Origin of the sequence: Amycolatopsis acidicola (assembly GCF_007713735.2) — a bacterium.
GTDB lineage: Bacteria > Actinomycetota > Actinomycetes > Mycobacteriales > Pseudonocardiaceae > Amycolatopsis_E > Amycolatopsis_E acidicola.
The window spans coordinates 1-18,101 of sequence record NZ_VMNW02000070.1 but is presented as its reverse complement, the minus strand read 5'-3'; the positions used below and the strand labels follow the sequence as shown (position 1 = coordinate 18,101).

Here is an 18,101-nt window from a genome sequence, read left to right as displayed (position 1 = left end):
GGGAAATCAGAAATCGATCACGCCGCGGATGTTGGTGCCCGCGTGCATGTCCTCGTATCCCTGATTGATCTCTTCGAGCGAGTAACGACGGCTCACCAGCTCGTCGAGTTTCAGCGCGCCCGCCCGGTACAGGTCCAGCAGGAACGGCGTGGCGCTCGACGGCGAGAGCATGCCGTAGAGCGCGCCCTGGATCCGCTTCTGGAACATCGCCAGCTCGAACAGGCTGACCGGGATGGTCGCCTCGTCGACGTTCGCGACCCCGGTCACCACGACGGTGCCGGCCTTGCGCACGGCGGCGAATGCGTCGCCTACGTGGTCGGGCTTGACCACGCCGACGGTCACGATCGCCGAGTCCGCGCCCTGGCCGTAGGTCAGCGACTGCGCGAGATCGGTGGCCTGCACCATGTTCTCGACCGCGTCGGTGGCGCCGAACTCCAGCGCGCTCTTGCGCTTGAACTCCACCGGGTCCACCGCGATGATCCGCGTCGCGCCGGCGTGCTTGGCGCCCTGCACGGCGTTGATGCCGATGCCGCCGACGCCCATCACGATCACGACGTGCCCCGGCTTGACCGCGGCGGCGTTGACCGCCGAACCCCAGCCGGTGGCGACGCCGCAGCCGACCAGCGCGGCCTTGTCCAGCGGGATGTCCTTGTCGATCTTCACCGCGCCCCACTCGGGGAGCACGCTGTACTCGGAGAAAGTGGACACCAGCGAGCACTGCGCGACGTCGGCCCCGTTGTGGTGCAACCGGAACGTGCCGTCGAGCTGCGTGCCCATCATCATGAAGGCGCCGTTGTCGCACAGGTTCTGCATGCCGGCGGAGCACCATTTGCACCGGCCGCAGCCCGGGATGAACGCGGCCACCACGTGGTCGCCCACCTCGAGGTCACGCACGCCGGGGCCGACGGCCTCGACGATGCCGGCGCCCTCGTGCCCGCCGCAGTACGGGTAGTGCGCCGAGGGCACGTCGCCCTTGGTGAGGTGGTCGTCGGAGTGGCACAGGCCCGCCGAGACGTAGCGGACGAGGACTTCGTGCTCCTGGGGCTCGTCGACGTCGACCTCGACGATGTCCCATTTCCCCGGTGCTTCGAGCAGCACCGCCGCCCTTGACTTCACCGCGCCCCCTACTCGAAGTCCACGCGCGTCATCGCGACGATGACGTGCTGGAAGGCGGCCATGTTCTTGAGCAGCTGGGCCATCTTGCCGCGGACCCGCAGCTGGCCCCGCGTCAGCGCGACGGTCGGGTTGATCTTCTTCTCGAACACGCCCCGCCACACGTCGCTGGAGCCGGTGATCACGAAGTTCGCGCCCTCGGAGTCCGCCGTCGACGCGTCACGGACCTCGACGACCTTGCCGTGGTCGAACTCGACGAAGAACGAGCCCTCGACGGGGGCCAGGTAGTTGTAGACCATCGTGTAGGAGAGGTTCTTGCCCTTCTCCGCCCACTCCGGGTCGTTGTTGAGCTCGTCGGCCATCGCCTTGTAGAAGTCGAGGGTGCCGAACTTGACAGCCATGGTCACTCCAATCCGGTTTCGGTGAACGGCGCTCAGGCGGACTGCCCGAGCACCAGCGGCAGCTTCTCCACGCCCTTGACCTGGCTCAGGTGGCGGTGCGGCGGGTCGGCGGGGTCGAGCCGGTAGTCCGGGAACCGCTTGTGCAGCTCCTCGAACGCGATCCGCAGCTCGATCCGCGCGAGGTGCGAGCCGAGGCAGCGGTGCCTGCCGCCGCCGAAGGCCAGGTGCGGGTTCGGGTCACGGGTGAGGTCGACGTCGTCGGGGTCGTCGAACTTCTCGGGGTCCCGGTCGGCGGCGCCGAACGGGATCAGGATGCGGTCGCCCTCCTTCAGCTGGACGCCGCCGATCTCGACGTCCTGCTTGACCACGCGGGCGGGCGTGATCGCGGACTCGTAGCGGAGCATCTCCTCGACCGCGGTCGGCACCAGGTCGAGATCGTCCACGAGCTGCCTGCGCTTTTCGGGGTGTTCGGCGAGGTAGATGACGCTGTGCGCGAGCTGGCCCTGCACCGTGTGCAGGCCGCCGATCATCATGATGAACAGGATGTTGAGCATCTCGAACTGGGTCAGCTCACGATCCTGGAACTTCCCGTTGACCAGCACCGCGGTGACGTCGTCCTGGTCGCCGCCGCCGTTCTCCATGCGCTCGTCGAGCATTTCGGCGAAGTAGGCGTAGACCTCCATCGCGGCCGCCATCCGCACCTCGGTGGCCTCCTCCTCGGAGGCGCCGGGCTTGCCGAGCACGATGGTGTCGGTCCAGTGGTGGAACTTCGGCGCGTCCGACAGCGGCCAGCCCATCAGCGTGAGGAACACCTTGGTGGGCAAGGGTTTCGCGAACGCGGTGATGAAGTCGACCCGCTCCTGGCCCGCCATCTCGTCGAGCAGCTCGTTGACGATCTTGCGTACCTCGGGCTCGATCGCGGCCATCCGGGTCGGCGAGAACAGCGGGGTGAGCAGCTGCCGGTAGACGGTGTGGTCCGGCGGGTCGACCTCGAGCGGGATCATCGGCCCGTCCTGGCCGATGGTCGGCGGGATGTTCACGCATTCGCTGGAGAAGACCTCCGGGTCGCGCACGATCCGGTGGATGTCTTCGTAGCGGGTGAAAACCCAGTGTCCACTGTAGGCAGTGGAATGCGAGACCGGGCACTGGGACCGAAGCCGCGCGTAGGACTCGTAGACGGAGTCGGCGTTCGCCGGGTCGTGGATGTCGAAGTCGGTCTGCAACTCCGGGCTCTCCGCCGTTTTCGGTGTGCTCACTGCTGTTCGCCCTCCAGTCGTTCGCCGGTGAAGACTTCCACGGCGTGTTCGGGACAGTTGCGTTCGGCCGCGCTCAGCGCCGCGCGCCCGCCGTCGTCATCGGCCGTGCCGACCACGACGGCGAAACCTTCGTCGTCCGGTTCGAAGATCTCCGGGGCGGCCGCGTAGCACCGGCCGTGCCCGGTGCACAGCTCGCGGTCGACCCGGATTCCGGGGTTCGCCACGCCGCTCACTCCCATCCGCTGCCGACGGCGCCATAGGCACGGGCGTCGAGGTTCTCGTCGAGTGCGGTGTAGAGGCTTTTCACCTTCGTGTAGCCGAAAAGCCCGTCCGGACCGAGTTCGGTGCCGACCCCGCTCTGCTTCTTGCCCGCGAACGGGGTGCGGGCGACGTCCGCCTGCGCCACGTCGTTGATCCACGTCAGCCCGGACTGCAGCCGCGCGGCCACGCCCCTGGCACGCTCCACATCGGACGACCAGACCGCCGACGCCAGGCCGTACTCGGTGTCGTTGGCCATCCGGACACCATCATCCACATCGGAGTACCGCAGCACGGAAAGCACCGGGCCGAAGATCTCCTCGCGAGCGGCGACGTTGTCCTCGCCCAGATCCGCGAGCACCGTCGGCGAGACGTAGTGCCCGCCTTCGGGGACGCCGGCGGGACGGTCACCGCCGGCGATCACCCGCGCTCCGCCTTCGACGGCGGCGGAGACGTACTTTTCGATCTTTTCCCGCTGCGCCTGGCTGACGACCGGGCCGACGTCGGTGGCGTAGTCCGCGGCCGGGCCGACCACCAGCTCGTTCGCCCGCCGCTCCAGCAGGTCGAGGAACTCGTCGTAGCGAGAGTCGGGCACCAGCATCCTGGTGGTGGCGACACAGGCCTGCCCGCCGTGCATCATGCTGCTGAACAGGGTTCCGCGCACCGCGAGTTCGGCGTTGGCGTCCGGCAGCACGAGCGCCGGCGATTTGCCGCCCATTTCCAGGATGACCTCCTTGGCGGTGCGGGCCGCCGAGCTCATCACCTGCTTGCCGACCGCCGTGCTGCCGGTGAACGTCACGAGATCCACGCCGGGGTGGTCCACGAGCGACGTGCCGGCCTCCCGGTCCCCGTGCACCACGTTCACCACACCGTCCGGGAGGCCGATTTCCTTTGCCGCGGCGGCAAAAGCTTCGACCCCGTACGGAGTCAGCGGCGAGGGCTTGAGCACCACCGTGTTCCCCGCCAGCAACGCGGGCGCGGCCTTCCAGACCGCGATGAAAAGCGGGAAGTTGTAAGGAATGAACCCGGCGACGACGCCGACCGGCTCGCGGTGCAGCTCCCACTGCCCGAAGCCCGGTGCCGACTGGATCGGATAGGAGACCGGTTTTTCCAGTAATGGCGCCATTTCCGCGAAATCGCGGAGGTTCGCCAGCGGCGCGCCCGCCTGCAGCATCGGGCACATCCGGATACTGCAGCCGGTGTCGGCCACCAGTCCGTCGACCAGCTCGTCGAACCGCGACTCGAGGGAAGCCGCTAGATCGCGCAGGATCTGGGCGCGATCGCCCGGCGTCATCCTCGCCCACGGGCCTTCGGTGAAAGCGCGCCGCGCCGCCGTGACCGCGGAGTCCACTTCGGCAGCTCCACTGTCCGGAATGGACCCGATCACCTCGCCCGTCGACGGATCGTCGACGGCCACGGTGGGGCCGGCGGACGCACGCCAGTCACCATCGATGAAATTCCGATAGTTCAGCATCAGACTTCGCTGCCTCTTTGTCCTCGTTGACCGACAGTGCGAATGATTGTTGAGAAGGAGAACACCCGATGTACTTGTCCCCGCCACCTCGGCGACCGGCCGAGTTCCTGAACCTTAACACTTTAGGTTTAGCCGGTCAACGGGATACCAGGGCCACCGATCGAGTGAGAGGAAAGCGCTTACCGTGCACGATCCGCGACCACGAAGACGGTCCACAGCGGACCGAGACGGCACCCCGCCCGGTCCGTCGCCTAAGGGGTGTAGGTTAGACTCCCCGCCGCCCGGCCACAAGAGGCAATTCGCCGCGGCTCCTCCCCGCACGCCGGGCGCCGAGGGAGAGGCATAATCGGGGTATGCCCCGACCAAGTCAGCCTCTGCTCGACCGCGGCCGCGTCATCGCGAAAGCGCTCGAGATCATCGACGCCGAGGGGCTCGCGGCGGCGAGCCTCCCCCGGCTGGCCCGCGAGTTCAACGTCAAGGCGCCTTCGCTGTACCACCATTTCGCCGATCGCGCGGAGATCATGGCCGGGGTCGCGCGCAAGATCGTGCTGGAGGCGCCCGTCCCGCGCAGACGCGATCCGGAGCACTGGGTCGACTGGCTCGTGTCCGTGGCCGTCAACTTCCGTCGGGTGATCCTTCGCCACCCCAACGCCGCCTCAGTGCTGCTCGAGTTCGTCCCGCGCGACATCCTGAGCGCCCGGTACAACGACGCGGCCGAATTCCTGCAGAAAGCCGGCGTCGCGACGCACGTCCATGTGCTGATCCTCGACGGCCTGGAGAACCTCACGCTGGGCGCCGCGCTCACCCAGGCGTCGAAACCGGAGGAAACGAGGAACCGGGTCTTCCCGAACGTCCACCCCGGCGAGGAACCGGAACTGGCCGACGCCGTCCGCCAGAACACGTGGCGAACGGCGGAAAAGCTGTTCGCCCAGTCGGTGCGGGTGTTCCTTGAGGGCGCCGCGGCGGCGTGACGGGTGCCCGCGGCGCGGGGTCCCCGTGTGCTGGCCGCCCGCGTTGACGTGTTGGCCGCCCGCGCCCGCGAGTTGGCCGTCCGCGCCAGTCCACGCACCAACCGCCGGGGCCAACGCACCAACCGCCGGGGCCACGGGCCAACATATCGACGCCAGGGGCAAACACGTCCGCAAGCGCGGCAAACACGCCCGGGCGAGCCGCGGAGCTAAGCGCCCCGCAGTCCTGCCCACTCCACGAAAAGCTCCCTATACCGTGCGGCCCGCGCCGGATTCGGGTCCAGGGAACGGAATCCGCAGCCCAGCCGGGCACGGGCATCGTCCACATCGGACACCAGGCCTGATCCGACCAGTGCCAGTGCCGCGGCGCCGAGGAGTGTTACGTCGGGCTCGGTGCACACGTGCGTGACGCGGCCCGTAACGTCGGCGCGCACCTGGGCGGTTTGCAGCGAGCGCGCCGTGCCGCCGGCGAGGGCCACGGGGAGCGTGCCGTCCGGATCGAGCAGGTCGAGGCCTTCCCGCACGGTGAACGCCGCCCCTTCCTGCGCCGCCCGCAGCAGGTGCGCCGCCGCGTGTTCGGGGCGTTGGCCCAGCACCGCCCCTCTGTCGGAGGCCCGCCACCGCGGGAAGCGGCTGCCCGTCAGCGTCGGCAGCACGAACAGGCCGTCCGCTCCCGGCGGGATCGCGGCCAGCTCCTCGTCCGAAGCCGCGCCCACCAGCGAACGCCAGTGCGCGACGGCGCCACCGGTCATCCCGCTGGCCCCACCCGCGACCCACCGGCCACCGACCAGCGCCGGGTTGAGCATCGCCCGCGCGGGGGCCGCATCCGGGTCCGCGACCAGCTTCCCGACCACATCCGTCGTCCCCGCGACGTCGGCGATCGCCGCGCCACGGGTGCCCAGCAGCAGCCCGATCCCGACCGACCCGTCCGGACCGCCCGCGACCACCGGCGTGCCCGCGGGCAACCCGCAGTCCCGCGCCAGTTCGCCGACCACCGCCGTCGGCTCGGCCTGCGGCGGGAACAGGGCCGGGTCGATGCCGAGCGACGCCATCGCCTCGGTGTGCCAGCGCCGGGCACGCACTTCCGACAACAACGTGTAAGCCGCGTCGACCGTGTCCGTGGCGAACGCGCCCGTGAGCCGGGCGACCAGAAAATCCTTGGGCGACAACAGATATCGCGCACCAGAGGCCCCGGACAACGCGTACGCCAGCGCACCGCCGGTCAACGCGGGACGCCCACCCGCGGACAGCAGCGATTCCCGCACCGCCGAAGGGATCGACGCCAGCTCACCCAGTCCGCGCGGATCCGACCAGCCCCCGGCCCGGTCCACCGGGCACCCGGACTCGTCGACCGCGACCGTGCCGATGTGCGCCGAGATCGCCAGCGCCCGCGGCCGCGCCCCGGCCAGCTGCGCCAGCGCCGCGGTGACCTCCTCCAGCAGGGTCTCCGCGTCGAAGAACTCCCCACCGCTCGCCGCCCGCGAAACCCGCGCCGACGCCGTCACCGCGCCGGAAGCCGACACCACGGCAGCACGCACCGCGGAGGTGCCGACGTCGACGGCGACGACCTCGTCCGCAGCGGTCATTCCGCGTCGATCCGCAGCAGCAGCGGGAACCCGGGCAGCGTCCAGCCGTAGGTGAACTCGACCACCCCGGACGCCGAATGCGTGAGCCGCTCACCCGCCAGAACCGGCGAGCCGGCCTCCGACTCCAGCAGCTTCGCCTGCTCCGCGTCCAGGATCGCGGCCGTCAGCGCCTGGTCCGCGTACTGCAGCTCGACGCCGTACCGTTCGGTCAGCGTGCGATACAGCGAGCCCTCGACGAGCGGCTCACGGACCAGACCCGGCGCCACCGCGTACGGAATCCACGCGTCCTGCAACGCCGCCGGCTTCTCCCCGACCGTGCGAACACGCGTGAGCCTGTTGATCGGATCGCCCTCCGCGACGCCGAGGCGCTCGGCCACGTCCGCCGGTGCCTCGGCCACCTCGCTGCGGATCACCCGGCTGCCGACCTTCTCCTCGGCCCCGGCCAGCTCCGCGGCGAACGAGCGCAGCCGGTTGAACCGGCGCCCCCGGCGCGCCAGGTCGCTGACGAACGTGCCGCTGCCCTGTTTGCGGACCACGAACTCGTCCGAGCCGAGCACGTCGAGCGCCTGCCGGACGGTCATCCGGCTCACCCCGTACTGCCGGGCGAGATCGTGCTCGCCCGGCAGCTGGGCGTTCGGGGCGAGCGCTCCCGACCGGATCTGGCCGACGATGTCGTCGTAGATCACCCGGTACATCGGCCCGCGCCTCATCAGATCGCCCCGTCCTCACGCAGCTGGAGCACCTGCTCCGGCGTCATCCCCAGAATGGTGCCGTACACGTGCTCATTGTCCTCACCCACCAAAGGCGGCGATTTGCGGACCGTGGGCGGCGACTTGTCCATCTTGACGGGATTGCCCGGCATCCGGATCGCGCCGAGCTTCGGGTGCTCGGTTTCCACGACCATCCCCCTGGCCGCGATCTGCGGCGAGGCGGCCACGTCGGGCACGGTGGCGACCTTGGCGAACGGGATGCCCGCATCGTCGAGCACCTGCCCGACCTGTTCGCAGGTGAGCGGCCGCGCCCAGTCCGCGACCGCCTTTTCCAGCAATGCGGCGTTGGCCATCCGGGCGGGCACGGTGTCGTATTCGCCGCTCGCCAGCAGGTCCTCGCGCCCGATCGCGCGGCACAGCTTGGGGAACAGCGAGTTCGTGCCCGCCTGGATGTAGGTGTCGCCGTCGGCGCATTCGTACACGTTCACCGGCGCGGTCAGCAGATCGCGCGAGCCGCTGCGGGGCATGTCCTGCCCGAGCATCAGCCACGAGATCAGCCGGGTGCCCAGGGTGGAGAACATCGAGTCCAACGACGCGACGTCCACCTGCTGGCCCTCGCCGGTGCGCATCTTGTGCATCAGCGCGGCGAAGGTGCCGATGGCCGCCTGGTAGCCGGTCACGTAGTCGGCGATGTAGGTGCCGGTCAGCGTCGGGCTGCCGTCCTCATCGCCGGTGATCGACATCAGCCCCGACGACGCCTGCGCGATGGCGTCGAACAGCGCCCGCTTCGACAGCGGCCCGGTCTGCCCGAAACCCGAGATCGACACGAGGATGATGTCGGGCTTGAGCTCCTTGAGCCGTTCGTAGCCCAGGCCCATCTTCGCCATCGTGCCAGGCCGGTAGTTCTCCACGACCACGTCCGCCCAGCGCACCAGGCTCTCCAGGATCGGCAGCGCCTTCGGATGCCGGGTGTCGAGCGTGGCGCCGTACTTGTTGCGGTTGTAGAGCATCGTGTAGACGCTCTCGCCCTCGTAGAACGGCTCGTGGTGGCGCGCGTCCTCGCCGTCAGGGCGCTCGATCTTCACGACCTCGGCGCCGAAGTCGGCGAGCGTCTGCGCGCAACTCGGCCCCGCGATGAAACGCGACAGGTCGAGCACCTTCACCCCGTGCAGCGGCCCCATTGCCGGTCTCCCCTCAGTTCTTGTGCGGCACGAAGGCCGGGTATGTCCACGCGCTCGGCTCGCGGTCCAGCACGACGTCCACCACGAACGGCTTGCCGCTGGCGAACGCGAGGCCGACCGTCTCCACGAGGTCGACCACGTCGGTGACCCGCTTGCCCGGCAGCCCCATGCCCTTGGCGACCGTCGCGAAGTCGACGTCGCCGAAGTCGACGCCCGTCGTGCGGCCGTCGAAGTGCAGCACCTGCTCCTGCCGGATGTTGCCGTAGCTGGAGTCGTTGAGCACGACGAGGCACACGGGACCACCGGTGCGCGCGAGCGTCTCCAGCTCGCCGAGGCTCATCCCGAGCGAACCGTCGCCGATCAGCGCGAGCACGGGGCGCTCCGGCTCGGCCGCGACCGACGCGATCGACGCGGGCAGCGCGAAGCCCATGTTCCCGAACCCGACCGGTTTGATGTAGCGGTACGGCTTTTCCATCTGCCACAGGAAAGACCACACACCGGGGTTTCCGGCGTCGGGGATCAGCACCGCGTCCTCCGGCGTCGCGTCCCGCAGGGCGCGAACCACCACAGCGGGCGAGACCACGCCCTTGTTCTCGGGGTCCAGCGACGCGGACATCTCCCACCACTGCTTTTCCGCGTGCTGCAAGGATTCGATCCACTCCGCGCGCGAGGCGCGGGCCTCCGCGGCGCGATCCGCCGTCGCCGCCACGAGATCCACGCTGAACGCGCCGAGGTCCCCGACCACGCCCGTCGTCACGTCGCCGTAGTAGCGGCCGATCATGGCCGGGTCGACGTCGACCTGGATCACCTCGGGCAGCTTCAGGCGCCAGCGGCTCGTGGACACCGCGTTGAGGCTGTTTCCCAGTGCCAGCACCAGATCCGCGTCCGCGATGACCCGGCTGGTGAGGTTGGTGCCCATCCGGGACAGCGCGCCGAACACCAGCGGATGCGTGGTGGGCACCGCGCCCATCCCGTTGAACGTGGTCACCACCGGGATGCCGAGCGCGTCGGCGAGCGCGAGCACCTGATCGGCGGCCTGCGCCCGGTTGCCGCCGTTGCCGATCCAGATCACCGGCTTCTTCGCGGCGAGCACGCGCTCGGCGATCGTGGCGATCTGCCCCAGCGAGGCGACCGGCCGGACGCCGACCCACTCGCGGGCCGGGTGCACGGCGGGCACCGAGGGCGGGTTCTCCACGGGCTTTTCGATGGTGTCGCGGGCGAAGTCGAGGTGCACGGGGCCGGGGTTGCCGGTCATCGCGTTGACGTAGGCCTCTTCCATCGCCTGCTTGATGGACGAGGCGTGCGCGACGAGCCGCGCGTATTTCGTGAACGGCGTGAAGATCTGGACGTGGTCGGCGTTCTGCGCGTCGTCCTTGTGGATGTTCTCGCCGTTGTTGTTGCAGGTGATGATGATCGACGGGCTGGAGTCGCGGAAGGCGCCGCCGACACCGGTGAGCAGGTTGGTCGCGCCGGGCCCGGTGGTCGCGATCGCGACCGCGGGGCGCCCGGTGAGCCGCCCGAACGCGTCGGCCATCACGGCCGCGGCGCCCTCGTGCCGGGTGTGCACGAATTCGATCGACGGGGTGTCGATGAGCGCGTCCGTGATCGCCAGTGTCTGGCCCCCGACGACGCCGAAGACGTGGGTGACCCCCAGCGACTCCAGCATCTTCACGACCAGCTTGCCCCCGGTCATCTGTTCCGACATTCTCATCCCTCTCGTTGGTTTCGCGGCAGCGGGCTCGACGCCCACCCGGCGGCGCTCAGGCCGCCGTCGGCGCGGCGCACCCACACCTCGAGCTCGGCGCGCCCGTCACGGACCGCGGTGACGACGCCTCGTGCCTCGATCGGCTCGAACACGTCGACGGTTTTCAGGAACTTGACGCGCAGCCGGCCGCCGGTGAAGAACTCCGTGCCGAAGAACCTCGTCAGCAGCTCGGCGAGCACCGCGAACTGTTGCTGCCCTTGGACGATCGGCACGCGCAGGCCGCCGGCGCGGGCGATCGCGAGGTCGTTGTGGATGTTCTTGACGTACTCGCCGACCCGCGAGAACACCGCGGCCTGTTCGGCCGTGATCGTCTTCTCCAGCTTCGGCAGCACCCCGCCCGCGCTGACCCCCTCCTCGGCCGTCTCACCGAGCTGGCGCGCGTTCTCGGGAAGCTCGCCGGTGACGCGCTTTTCCGGCGTGGAGCTGCCGCGGCCGGCGACCGCGCCGGGCTGGGTGCGCAGGATTTCCACGCCCCGGTGCCGGACGATGCTTCGCCCGTCGTCGGCGGTCGCGGACGCCTCCATCACGACATAGCCCTGGCCGCGGCGCTCGTACGCTTCGACGTACTCCCCTTGCAGCGTCACGACGTCGTCGAGGAACGCGGGCGAGTCGAACCACATCTGCTCTTCGGTGTGCAGACCGACCACTTTGGACGCCGCGTACACGGTGGTGAACAGCTGCACGAGATCGTTGCCCAGCAAGGCGGCGTGTGCGACGCGCTTGCCGTCGAACGGGCTTTCCTCGGTGTGCCAGCGGTGGTGATCGCCCTGGGTGAAGGCGAAGCGGCGGATCTTGTGATCGTCGATCCGGACCGTGACCGGGCCGAGCTTCTCCGGGATCTCGAGGTTCTCGAACTCCGGTTCCTTCAGCCCGGCCTCGACGTCGTCCACTGTGGACGCCCGGCGCGGGTCGGTGAGGTCACGCCACAACTCGGTCACGCTCCTTCCCCGGTCGTCGCGTGCGCGACGATGTCCTTGCGATTGGTCTCCGGCGCGGCGAGCGCGGCCCAGATTCCCAGCGCCAGCACGACCGCGGTGATCAGCACGACCGGCCAGGGGTTGCCGCCGGTCGCGATGAGCAGCGCGGTGGCGGCGTAGGGCCAGGCGCCGACGAGGATGCTGGGGATCTGCGCGGCCAGCGAGACGCCGGTGTAGCGGGTGGTGGTGGCGAACAGCTCGGAGAACATGCTCGGCTCCACCGCGTACATCGCGCCGACGCCGATCGCGTAGGTCACCGTCACCGCGACGATCGCCAGCGGCACCGAGTTCGTGTCCAGGATCCAGAACAGCGGGAACACCGTCACGATCCCGAGCGCGGCGCCGAGGATGTACACCGGGCGGCGGCCGATCCGGTCGGAAAGCTTGCCCAGCAAGTAGAACGTCACGATGCCGACCGCCGCCGCGATGGTGCTCGCGAGCAACATGTCGCCCTTGGCGATGTCGGTGTAGTTCGTGGCGTAGGTGAGTACGAAGGTCAGCAGGATGTAGCCGAAGATGCCCTCGCCAAGCCGCAGCGCCATCGTGATCAGCAACGGCCTGCGCTCCTGCCGCAGCACGGTGGCCAGCGGCAGCTTGTCCTTTGTGGTCTTCTTCTCCTCCAGCATCTTTTGCGCGGCGACGAAAGCCGGGGTTTCGGTGAGCTTGACGCGGATGAGCAGGCCGACCAGGACGAGCACGATGCTGGCCAGGAACGGGATCCGCCAGCCCCACGCGAGCAGCTGGTCGTCCGGCAGCATCGACACCAGTGCGAAGGCGCCGGTCGAGATCACCAGCCCGATCGCGTTGCCCACCTGCGGGAAACTCCCGTACGCGCCGCGTTTGCCTTCCGGCGCGTACTCGACGGCGACCAGCGAGGCGCCGCCCCATTCGCCGCCGACGCCGAAGCCCTGCACGATCCGCAGCAGTACCAGCAGGATCGGGGCGAGGATCCCGACGTGCTCGGTGGTCGGCAGCGCGCCCATCAGGAACGTCGCGCCGCCCATCAGCAGCAGCGTGGTGATCAGCGCGCCCTTGCGGCCCAGCCGGTCGCCGATGTGGCCGAACACGATGCCACCCACCGGGCGGGCCACGAAGCCCACCCCGAACACGGCGAACGCCGAGAGCGTGCCCGAGATCGAACTCTGGCTGGGGAAGAAGAGCTTGCCGAACACCAGCGCCGAGGCCGTGCCGAAGATGAAGTAGTCGTACCACTCGACGGCGGTGCCGACGAGGCTCGCGACCGCGGCGCGGCGGGCCAGTTTCGCCCGCCCTTCCGGGGTTTCCGGCGGCGCGTCCGCCAGGGTTTCTTCACGCATGAGGACTCCGTTGTCGGGTGGCGCGGAGGATGTCCAGATGACTAGACATTTATAGTTCCCTGTTCGCGCCGCTGTCAATGTGAGGCTTGCTCAGCCCAGCAAGGGGATCGGGCCGGGGGTTACGTCTTCGAGGGCGGCCGAGGCCCAACCCAGCGCGGTGCGGGTGCCGTCGTCCTTGGTGGTCCACACTTCCAGCTCCAGCCGCCCCTCCTGCTCGCCGAGGACGGCGCCGTGCACGGTCAGCGCTTCGCCGACGAAGGTCGGGTTCACGAACCGCATGTCGAGATCGCCGCTGGTGAACCAGCTCGCGCCGAAGAAGGCGACCATCGCCTCGACGATCAGCCCGGTCTGCTGCTGCGCCTGCACGATCGTTGAGTCCAAACCGGACTTCGCGGCCTTCTCCATGCTGGTGTGCACGTTGGCATAACCGTGCCCTGCCCAGGAGAACACGTCCATCTGGTCCTGGGTGAACGCGCGCCGCAGCCCGCGCACCGGCGTGCCCTCGGCGAGGCCGGGCACCGCGTGCTCCGCCACCGGCAAATCCGCACGCGCCTCGGCCCGCACGCGGCGGCCATCACCGCCGCCGGAACTGCTGCGCCCCACCACTTCCCCGGCGACGGTACGCATGATCTCGCGCCCCACATGCGTGACGAGCAGCCTGCCGTCCTCGGCGCGCGCCTCGGCTTCCAGCACCACGTAACCCTGGCCCCGGCGTTCGTACTTCTCGGTGTAGCCGCCGGTCACCCTGACCTTCTCGCCCACCTTGACCGGCGAGTGGAACCGCAGGTGCTCGTGGGTGTGCAGGCCCTGCGCGGTGTTGCCGTCATAGCCGTCGTAGAACAGGAAAAGCAGGTCGTTCGCCAGCACCAGCGCGTGCCCGACCCGGCCGCCGAACGGCGAATCCCCGAAGTACCAGGAACCGTAGTCGCCCTGCGCGAACGCGTACGAACGCACCTTGTCCTCGTCCACGGTGAACTCCACGGGGCCGAACGGCTCCGGGATGGTCACCAGCTCGTAGCGGGCCTCCTTCTTCCCCGCGCCTGGCGGAACGTAAGCCTGCGCCGTCATGCCTTCTCCTCTCGTTTCAGATGACGCCACCGGCGCGCATCGCCTCGATGTCCTCAGTGGACAGTCCGAGTACGCGGCGGTAGACCTCGTCGTTGTCCTCCCCCGCCACCGGCGGGGGTTTGCGCACCTCGCCCGGGGTGTCGCTGAGCTTGATCGGGATCCCGGGCAGGCTGACCGTGCCGAACTCGGGATGCGTCACGTCGAGCATCATCTCCCTGGCCGCGACCTGCGGCGAGTCCACGACCTCGGGCACCGTGGCGACCTCGGAGAACGGCACCCCGGCCGCGGTCAGCCGTTCCGCCAGTTCGGCACGGGTGTGCTTCGCCGTCCACGCGCTGACGATTTCGTCGATCGCCTCGACGTTGGCGAGCCGGTTGACCGAGTCACCGAACCGCTCGTCGTCCACCAGCCCCGGCCGCCCCATCGCCCGCGCCAGCCGCGGGAACATCGGATCCGTCCCGGCGTGCAGGTAGACATGCCCGTCCGAGGCGGGATACACGTTGGCCGGCACGGTGATCTGGTCGCACGAACCGGTCCGCTCCGGCACCTTGCCCAGCATCGCGTACGCGCTGGGATGCGTGCCCATGCACGCGAACAACGCGTCCACGCAGGAAATGTCCACGTGCTGCCCGCGCCCGGTCCGGTCCCGGCCTTGCAGCGCGAGCAAAGTGCCCATCACACCGTGGAAAGCGGAGATGTAGTCGGCGACGAACGTGCCCGCCATCATCGGCGCGCCGTCCGGTTCGCCGGTCACCGACATCAGCCCGGACGCCGCCTGCGCGATCGCGTCGAACAGCGCGCGCTGCGTGTTCGGCCCGGTCTGCCCGAACCCGGAGATCGACGTGAGGATCACCCGCGGGTTGATCTCGCGCAGCCGCTCATACGGCAGTCCCATCGCCGCCATCGTGCCGGGGCGGTAGTTTTCCACCACCACATCGCATTCCGCGACCAGCTTCTCGAGCACCTCGATCGCTTCGGGGTTGCGCGTGTCGAGGGTGATGCCGTGCTTGTTGCGGTTGTAGATCATCGTGTAGATCGAATGCCCGTTGTGCAGCGGCGTGAACCGGCGCGCGTCCTCGCCGCCCGGCCGCTCCACCTTGATCACCTCGGCGCCCATGTCGCCGAGGATCTGGCAGCACAGCGGCCCGGCGATGAACCGCGACAGGTCCAGGATCCGGATTCCGTCCAGCGCCCCGGTCATGCGGCCTCCCTCTTCGCACCGGTGATCAGCGCGACCACGTCGTGTTCGCCGACGTCGGCCGTGGGTACGTCGGCGGCCTTGCTTCCCTTGCGCAGCACCACGATCCGGTCGGTCAGCGCCAGTACCATCGGGATGTCGTGGCTGATCAGCACGATCGCCGCGCCCGCAGCGGACAGCTCCCGGATCGTCTCGACCACCCGCGCGCTCTCCTGCACGCCGAGCGCCGCGGTGGGTTCGTCCAGCAGCACCAGCCGTCGTTGCCACAGCTTGCACCGCGACAACGCCACCGCCTGCCGCTGCCCGCCGGACAGCGCGGTGACCTGAGCACCCGGATCCGGCATGTTGATCGACAACGTGCCGAGCACCTCGCGCACCTCCGCGCCCATGCGGCGCCGGTCCACCCGCCGCCACGGGCCCCAGCCGCGCGTGGGTTCGCGGCCGAGGTAGATGTTCTCGGCGACGGTCAGGTTGTCGCACAGCCCGAGATCCTGGTACACCGTCTCGATTCCCGCCTCGCGGGCGTCCTGTGGGGACGCGAGCCGGATCGGTTTCCCGTCCAGCTCAAAGGTTCCCGAGGTCGGCTGCACCGCGCCCGCGAGCGCCTTGACGAAGGTGCTCTTGCCGGCGCCGTTGTCGCCGACGAGCCCGACCAGTTCGCCCGGTCGGATCTCGAAGTCCACATCGGACAGTGCGCGGACGGCGCCGTAGTGCTTGGCGATCCCGCTCGCCTTGAGCAGTGGGGCGGTCATCAGTGCTCCTTCCGGCGCTGCTGCACCGCGGCGAACACGACCGCCGCGATGACCACGAGCCCCTGCGCGATGAGGTAGAGGTACGAGGAGACACCGAGCAGGGTCAGGCCGTTGGCCAGCGTCTCGATGAACAGCACGCCGACCACCGTGCCGAGCAGCCTGCCGCGGCCGCCGAACAGCGCGACGCCGCCGACCACCACCCCGGCGATCACGTCCAGTTCCAGCTGGTCGCCGACGGTGGCGTTGCCGGAGTTGAGCTGCGCGGCGTAGAGGATGCCGCCGAACACCGCGAGGCACTGCACGATCACGAAAGTGCTGACGCGCAGGGCATTGACCTTGAGCCCGTACCGCCGCGCCGCCTCGGTGTTGCCGCCGATCGCGTACAGATGCCGTCCGTAGCGGGTCTGGCGCAGCACCCACAGCCCGGCCGCGATCACCACGATCATCAGCCACACCGGCGTCGGGAGGCCGAGGAACCGGCCGTCCCACAACGGGGAAAGCGCTTCCGGCAGCGGCGAAACCGTCACCCCGCCGGACAGCGTGAACGCCAGCCCCTGCAGCGCGGTGAGCAGGCCGAGCGTGATGATGAACGACGGGATGTTCCACACCACGCGCAGGATCCCGGTGAACAGCCCGATCAGCGCGCCCATCACGAACACGGTCACGATCGCGATCGGCAGTGGCACGTGCGCGTCGACGGTGAGCAGCGCGAGCACCACGGTGGTCAGCCCGATCGTCGAGCCTACGGACAGGTCGATCTCGCCGGTGAGGATCACGAACGTCTGTCCTACCGCGACGATCATCAGCACGGAGGTCTGCTGCAGCAGGATGGACAGGTTGGTGCCGCTGGCGAAGTTCGGCGCGAACGCCGTCCACAGCACCGCCAGCAGCACGAGCCCGCCGGCGATGCCCAGTTCGGCGCGCCACGAGGCGAGCCCGATCGTGCGGCGCCCGTCCGGCGGCGCCGTGGCCTGGATCGTCATCACACCACTCCTTTGTGGACTCAGCGGTTGTCGAGTTCGCGGTAGAACGTGTCGAGCGCGGCGTGGTCGCCGGCGCGGTAGATCACCGGGGCCACGGCGGTATCCCGCGAAACGGGTTTCGCCCGCGCGAGCGCCACGCCGATCTGCAGCGTCCGGTAGCCGACCTGGTAGGCGTCCTGGTCGGCGACGGCGAGCACCGGGGAATCCCGCTGCCCCAGCAGATCGGCGAGCTGGCGCGACATGTCGACCCCGACGATCTTCACCGGCGACCGCAGCCGCCGGGCCGCGATCGCCGCCCCCTGCAGCGCCGCGCCGTTCCACGCGAACACGAGCTGCGTCTCGGGGTGGCTCTGCAGCACGGTTTCGAAGGCCTGCGCCCCCGCTTCGGGCGAGCCGACCGCTTCCGTCGTCGTCACCACTTCGGCGCCGGTTGCCTTGGCCAGGAAGGATTCCCGCCGCGGCGGGCCGTGCGATTCGGTCTCCCCGGTCAGCAGCGCGGCCTTCGCGTGCCCACCGAGTTGGCTGTCGATGTACTGCTGCGCGGCTTCGCCGGCCGCTTCGCCGAGCACTTTCTGATCCACGCCGACGAAGTAGGCGAAGGACTGGTCGTCGACGCGCTCGTCGTACTGCACGATGGTCAGCCCGCGCGCCCGCGCCCTGCGGAGCGCGGCGGACGACGCGTCGCTGTCGTACGGGGCGACGAGCAGCACGTTGTCGCCGCGGGCGTACATGGTGTCGAGCAGCTGGCTTTCGTTCTGCAGCTTCCGGTCCGAGACGTCGACGTGCAACGGCACCCCGGCCTCGTTCGCGGCCTGCTTCATGCCGGCCTCGACGAGCTGCCAGAACTCGAGGTCGCGGGCGTACATCAGGGCGCCGACCTGTAGCGCGCCGGACTGGACTGTGTTGTCGGGCCTCGTTTCCAGGCCGGTCGAGCAGCCCGTGAGGGCCAGGAGCAGCGCGGCGGACAACGCCGAGCGGCGGGGAAGGGTGGGCACGGGGTCACTCCTCAGACATCGTCGACTCAGGAATGCATCGGTCTATACGTCTAGACATCTAGCCATGGCGCGGCGGGGCTTGTCAAGACCGGGGTGGGGT

General features: G+C 69.4%; 17 protein-coding genes. 1 reads left to right on the top strand and 16 read right to left on the bottom strand.

Annotation, left to right across the window (positions count from 1 at the left end):
* Nucleotides 1-6: 6 nt before the first annotated feature.
* From FPZ12_RS33145 to FPZ12_RS33125, 5 genes are read right to left on the bottom strand one after another with little or no spacing between them, the layout of a single operon-like run.
* Nucleotides 7-1,116: an NDMA-dependent alcohol dehydrogenase gene (locus tag FPZ12_RS33145; protein WP_144749924.1), complete on the bottom strand. Its 1,110-nt coding sequence runs from the start codon at nucleotides 1,114-1,116 to the stop codon at nucleotides 7-9.
* 8 nt (nucleotides 1,117-1,124) lie between these two features.
* Entirely contained in the window at nucleotides 1,125-1,514 is a 390-nt protein-coding gene (locus FPZ12_RS33140; RefSeq protein ID WP_144749922.1) for an SCP2 sterol-binding domain-containing protein, read from the bottom strand.
* Nucleotides 1,515-1,546: 32 nt separating this feature from the next.
* Nucleotides 1,547-2,770 carry a cytochrome P450 gene (locus tag FPZ12_RS33135; protein WP_144749920.1) on the bottom strand — a complete coding sequence of 408 codons (1,224 nt, stop codon included), beginning with the start codon at nucleotides 2,768-2,770 and terminating at the stop codon, nucleotides 1,547-1,549.
* Nucleotides 2,767-2,994, bottom strand: coding sequence for a ferredoxin (locus FPZ12_RS33130; protein ID WP_208026103.1), 228 nt, complete (start codon nucleotides 2,992-2,994; stop codon nucleotides 2,767-2,769). Before FPZ12_RS33130 ends, FPZ12_RS33135 begins: the two co-directional genes overlap by 4 nt.
* Before the next feature lie 5 nt (nucleotides 2,995-2,999).
* A complete protein-coding gene (locus tag FPZ12_RS33125; RefSeq protein ID WP_144749916.1) occupies nucleotides 3,000-4,502 on the bottom strand; it encodes an aldehyde dehydrogenase family protein in 1,503 nt (500 codons plus the stop codon).
* A gap of 353 nt (nucleotides 4,503-4,855) precedes the next feature.
* On the opposite strand from FPZ12_RS33125, the gene FPZ12_RS33120 reads away from it, so the two are divergent.
* Nucleotides 4,856-5,473 (top strand): TetR family transcriptional regulator, encoded by a 618-nt coding sequence (locus tag FPZ12_RS33120; RefSeq protein ID WP_144749914.1) that lies wholly within the window; start codon nucleotides 4,856-4,858, stop codon nucleotides 5,471-5,473.
* 206 nt (nucleotides 5,474-5,679) lie between these two features.
* Here FPZ12_RS33120 and FPZ12_RS33115 read toward each other — a convergent pair whose 3' ends face one another.
* The 11 genes from FPZ12_RS33115 to FPZ12_RS33065 form a co-directional block, all read right to left on the bottom strand.
* Nucleotides 5,680-7,056, bottom strand: coding sequence for a xylulokinase (locus FPZ12_RS33115; protein WP_144749912.1), 1,377 nt, complete (start codon nucleotides 7,054-7,056; stop codon nucleotides 5,680-5,682).
* The gene (locus FPZ12_RS33110; protein WP_208026102.1) at nucleotides 7,053-7,766 is read right to left on the bottom strand and encodes a GntR family transcriptional regulator; all 714 of its coding nucleotides are present in this window, start codon (nucleotides 7,764-7,766) and stop codon (nucleotides 7,053-7,055) included. The genes FPZ12_RS33115 and FPZ12_RS33110 overlap by 4 nt, the downstream gene beginning before the upstream one ends.
* Entirely contained in the window at nucleotides 7,766-8,947 is a 1,182-nt protein-coding gene (locus FPZ12_RS33105) for a CaiB/BaiF CoA transferase family protein (RefSeq protein ID WP_144749910.1), read from the bottom strand. Before FPZ12_RS33105 ends, FPZ12_RS33110 begins: the two co-directional genes overlap by 1 nt.
* A 13-nt stretch (nucleotides 8,948-8,960) precedes the next feature.
* Complete coding sequence (locus FPZ12_RS33100) at nucleotides 8,961-10,652, bottom strand: thiamine pyrophosphate-binding protein (RefSeq protein WP_144749908.1); 1,692 nt, start codon at nucleotides 10,650-10,652, stop codon at nucleotides 8,961-8,963.
* Between the two features lie 2 nt (nucleotides 10,653-10,654).
* On the bottom strand, nucleotides 10,655-11,650 hold the full coding sequence (locus FPZ12_RS33095; RefSeq protein WP_144749906.1) for a MaoC family dehydratase: 996 nt from the start codon (nucleotides 11,648-11,650) through the stop codon (nucleotides 10,655-10,657).
* Entirely contained in the window at nucleotides 11,647-13,005 is a 1,359-nt protein-coding gene (locus FPZ12_RS33090; protein WP_144749904.1) for an MFS transporter, read from the bottom strand. The genes FPZ12_RS33095 and FPZ12_RS33090 overlap by 4 nt, the downstream gene beginning before the upstream one ends.
* Nucleotides 13,006-13,095: 90 nt before the next feature.
* Nucleotides 13,096-14,073 (bottom strand): MaoC family dehydratase, encoded by a 978-nt coding sequence (locus FPZ12_RS33085; protein ID WP_144749902.1) that lies wholly within the window; start codon nucleotides 14,071-14,073, stop codon nucleotides 13,096-13,098.
* A gap of 16 nt (nucleotides 14,074-14,089) precedes the next feature.
* Nucleotides 14,090-15,274, bottom strand: a complete 1,185-nt coding sequence (locus tag FPZ12_RS33080) for a CaiB/BaiF CoA transferase family protein (RefSeq protein WP_144749900.1) — start codon at nucleotides 15,272-15,274, stop codon at nucleotides 14,090-14,092.
* Nucleotides 15,271-16,023 carry an ATP-binding cassette domain-containing protein gene (locus tag FPZ12_RS33075; RefSeq protein ID WP_144749898.1) on the bottom strand — a complete coding sequence of 251 codons (753 nt, stop codon included), beginning with the start codon at nucleotides 16,021-16,023 and terminating at the stop codon, nucleotides 15,271-15,273. Before FPZ12_RS33075 ends, FPZ12_RS33080 begins: the two co-directional genes overlap by 4 nt.
* Nucleotides 16,023-17,006: an ABC transporter permease gene (locus tag FPZ12_RS33070; protein ID WP_144749896.1), complete on the bottom strand. Its 984-nt coding sequence runs from the start codon at nucleotides 17,004-17,006 to the stop codon at nucleotides 16,023-16,025. The genes FPZ12_RS33075 and FPZ12_RS33070 overlap by 1 nt, the downstream gene beginning before the upstream one ends.
* A gap of 20 nt (nucleotides 17,007-17,026) precedes the next feature.
* Entirely contained in the window at nucleotides 17,027-18,001 is a 975-nt protein-coding gene (locus FPZ12_RS33065; protein WP_166462989.1) for a sugar ABC transporter substrate-binding protein, read from the bottom strand.
* Nucleotides 18,002-18,101: the final 100 nt, after the last annotated feature.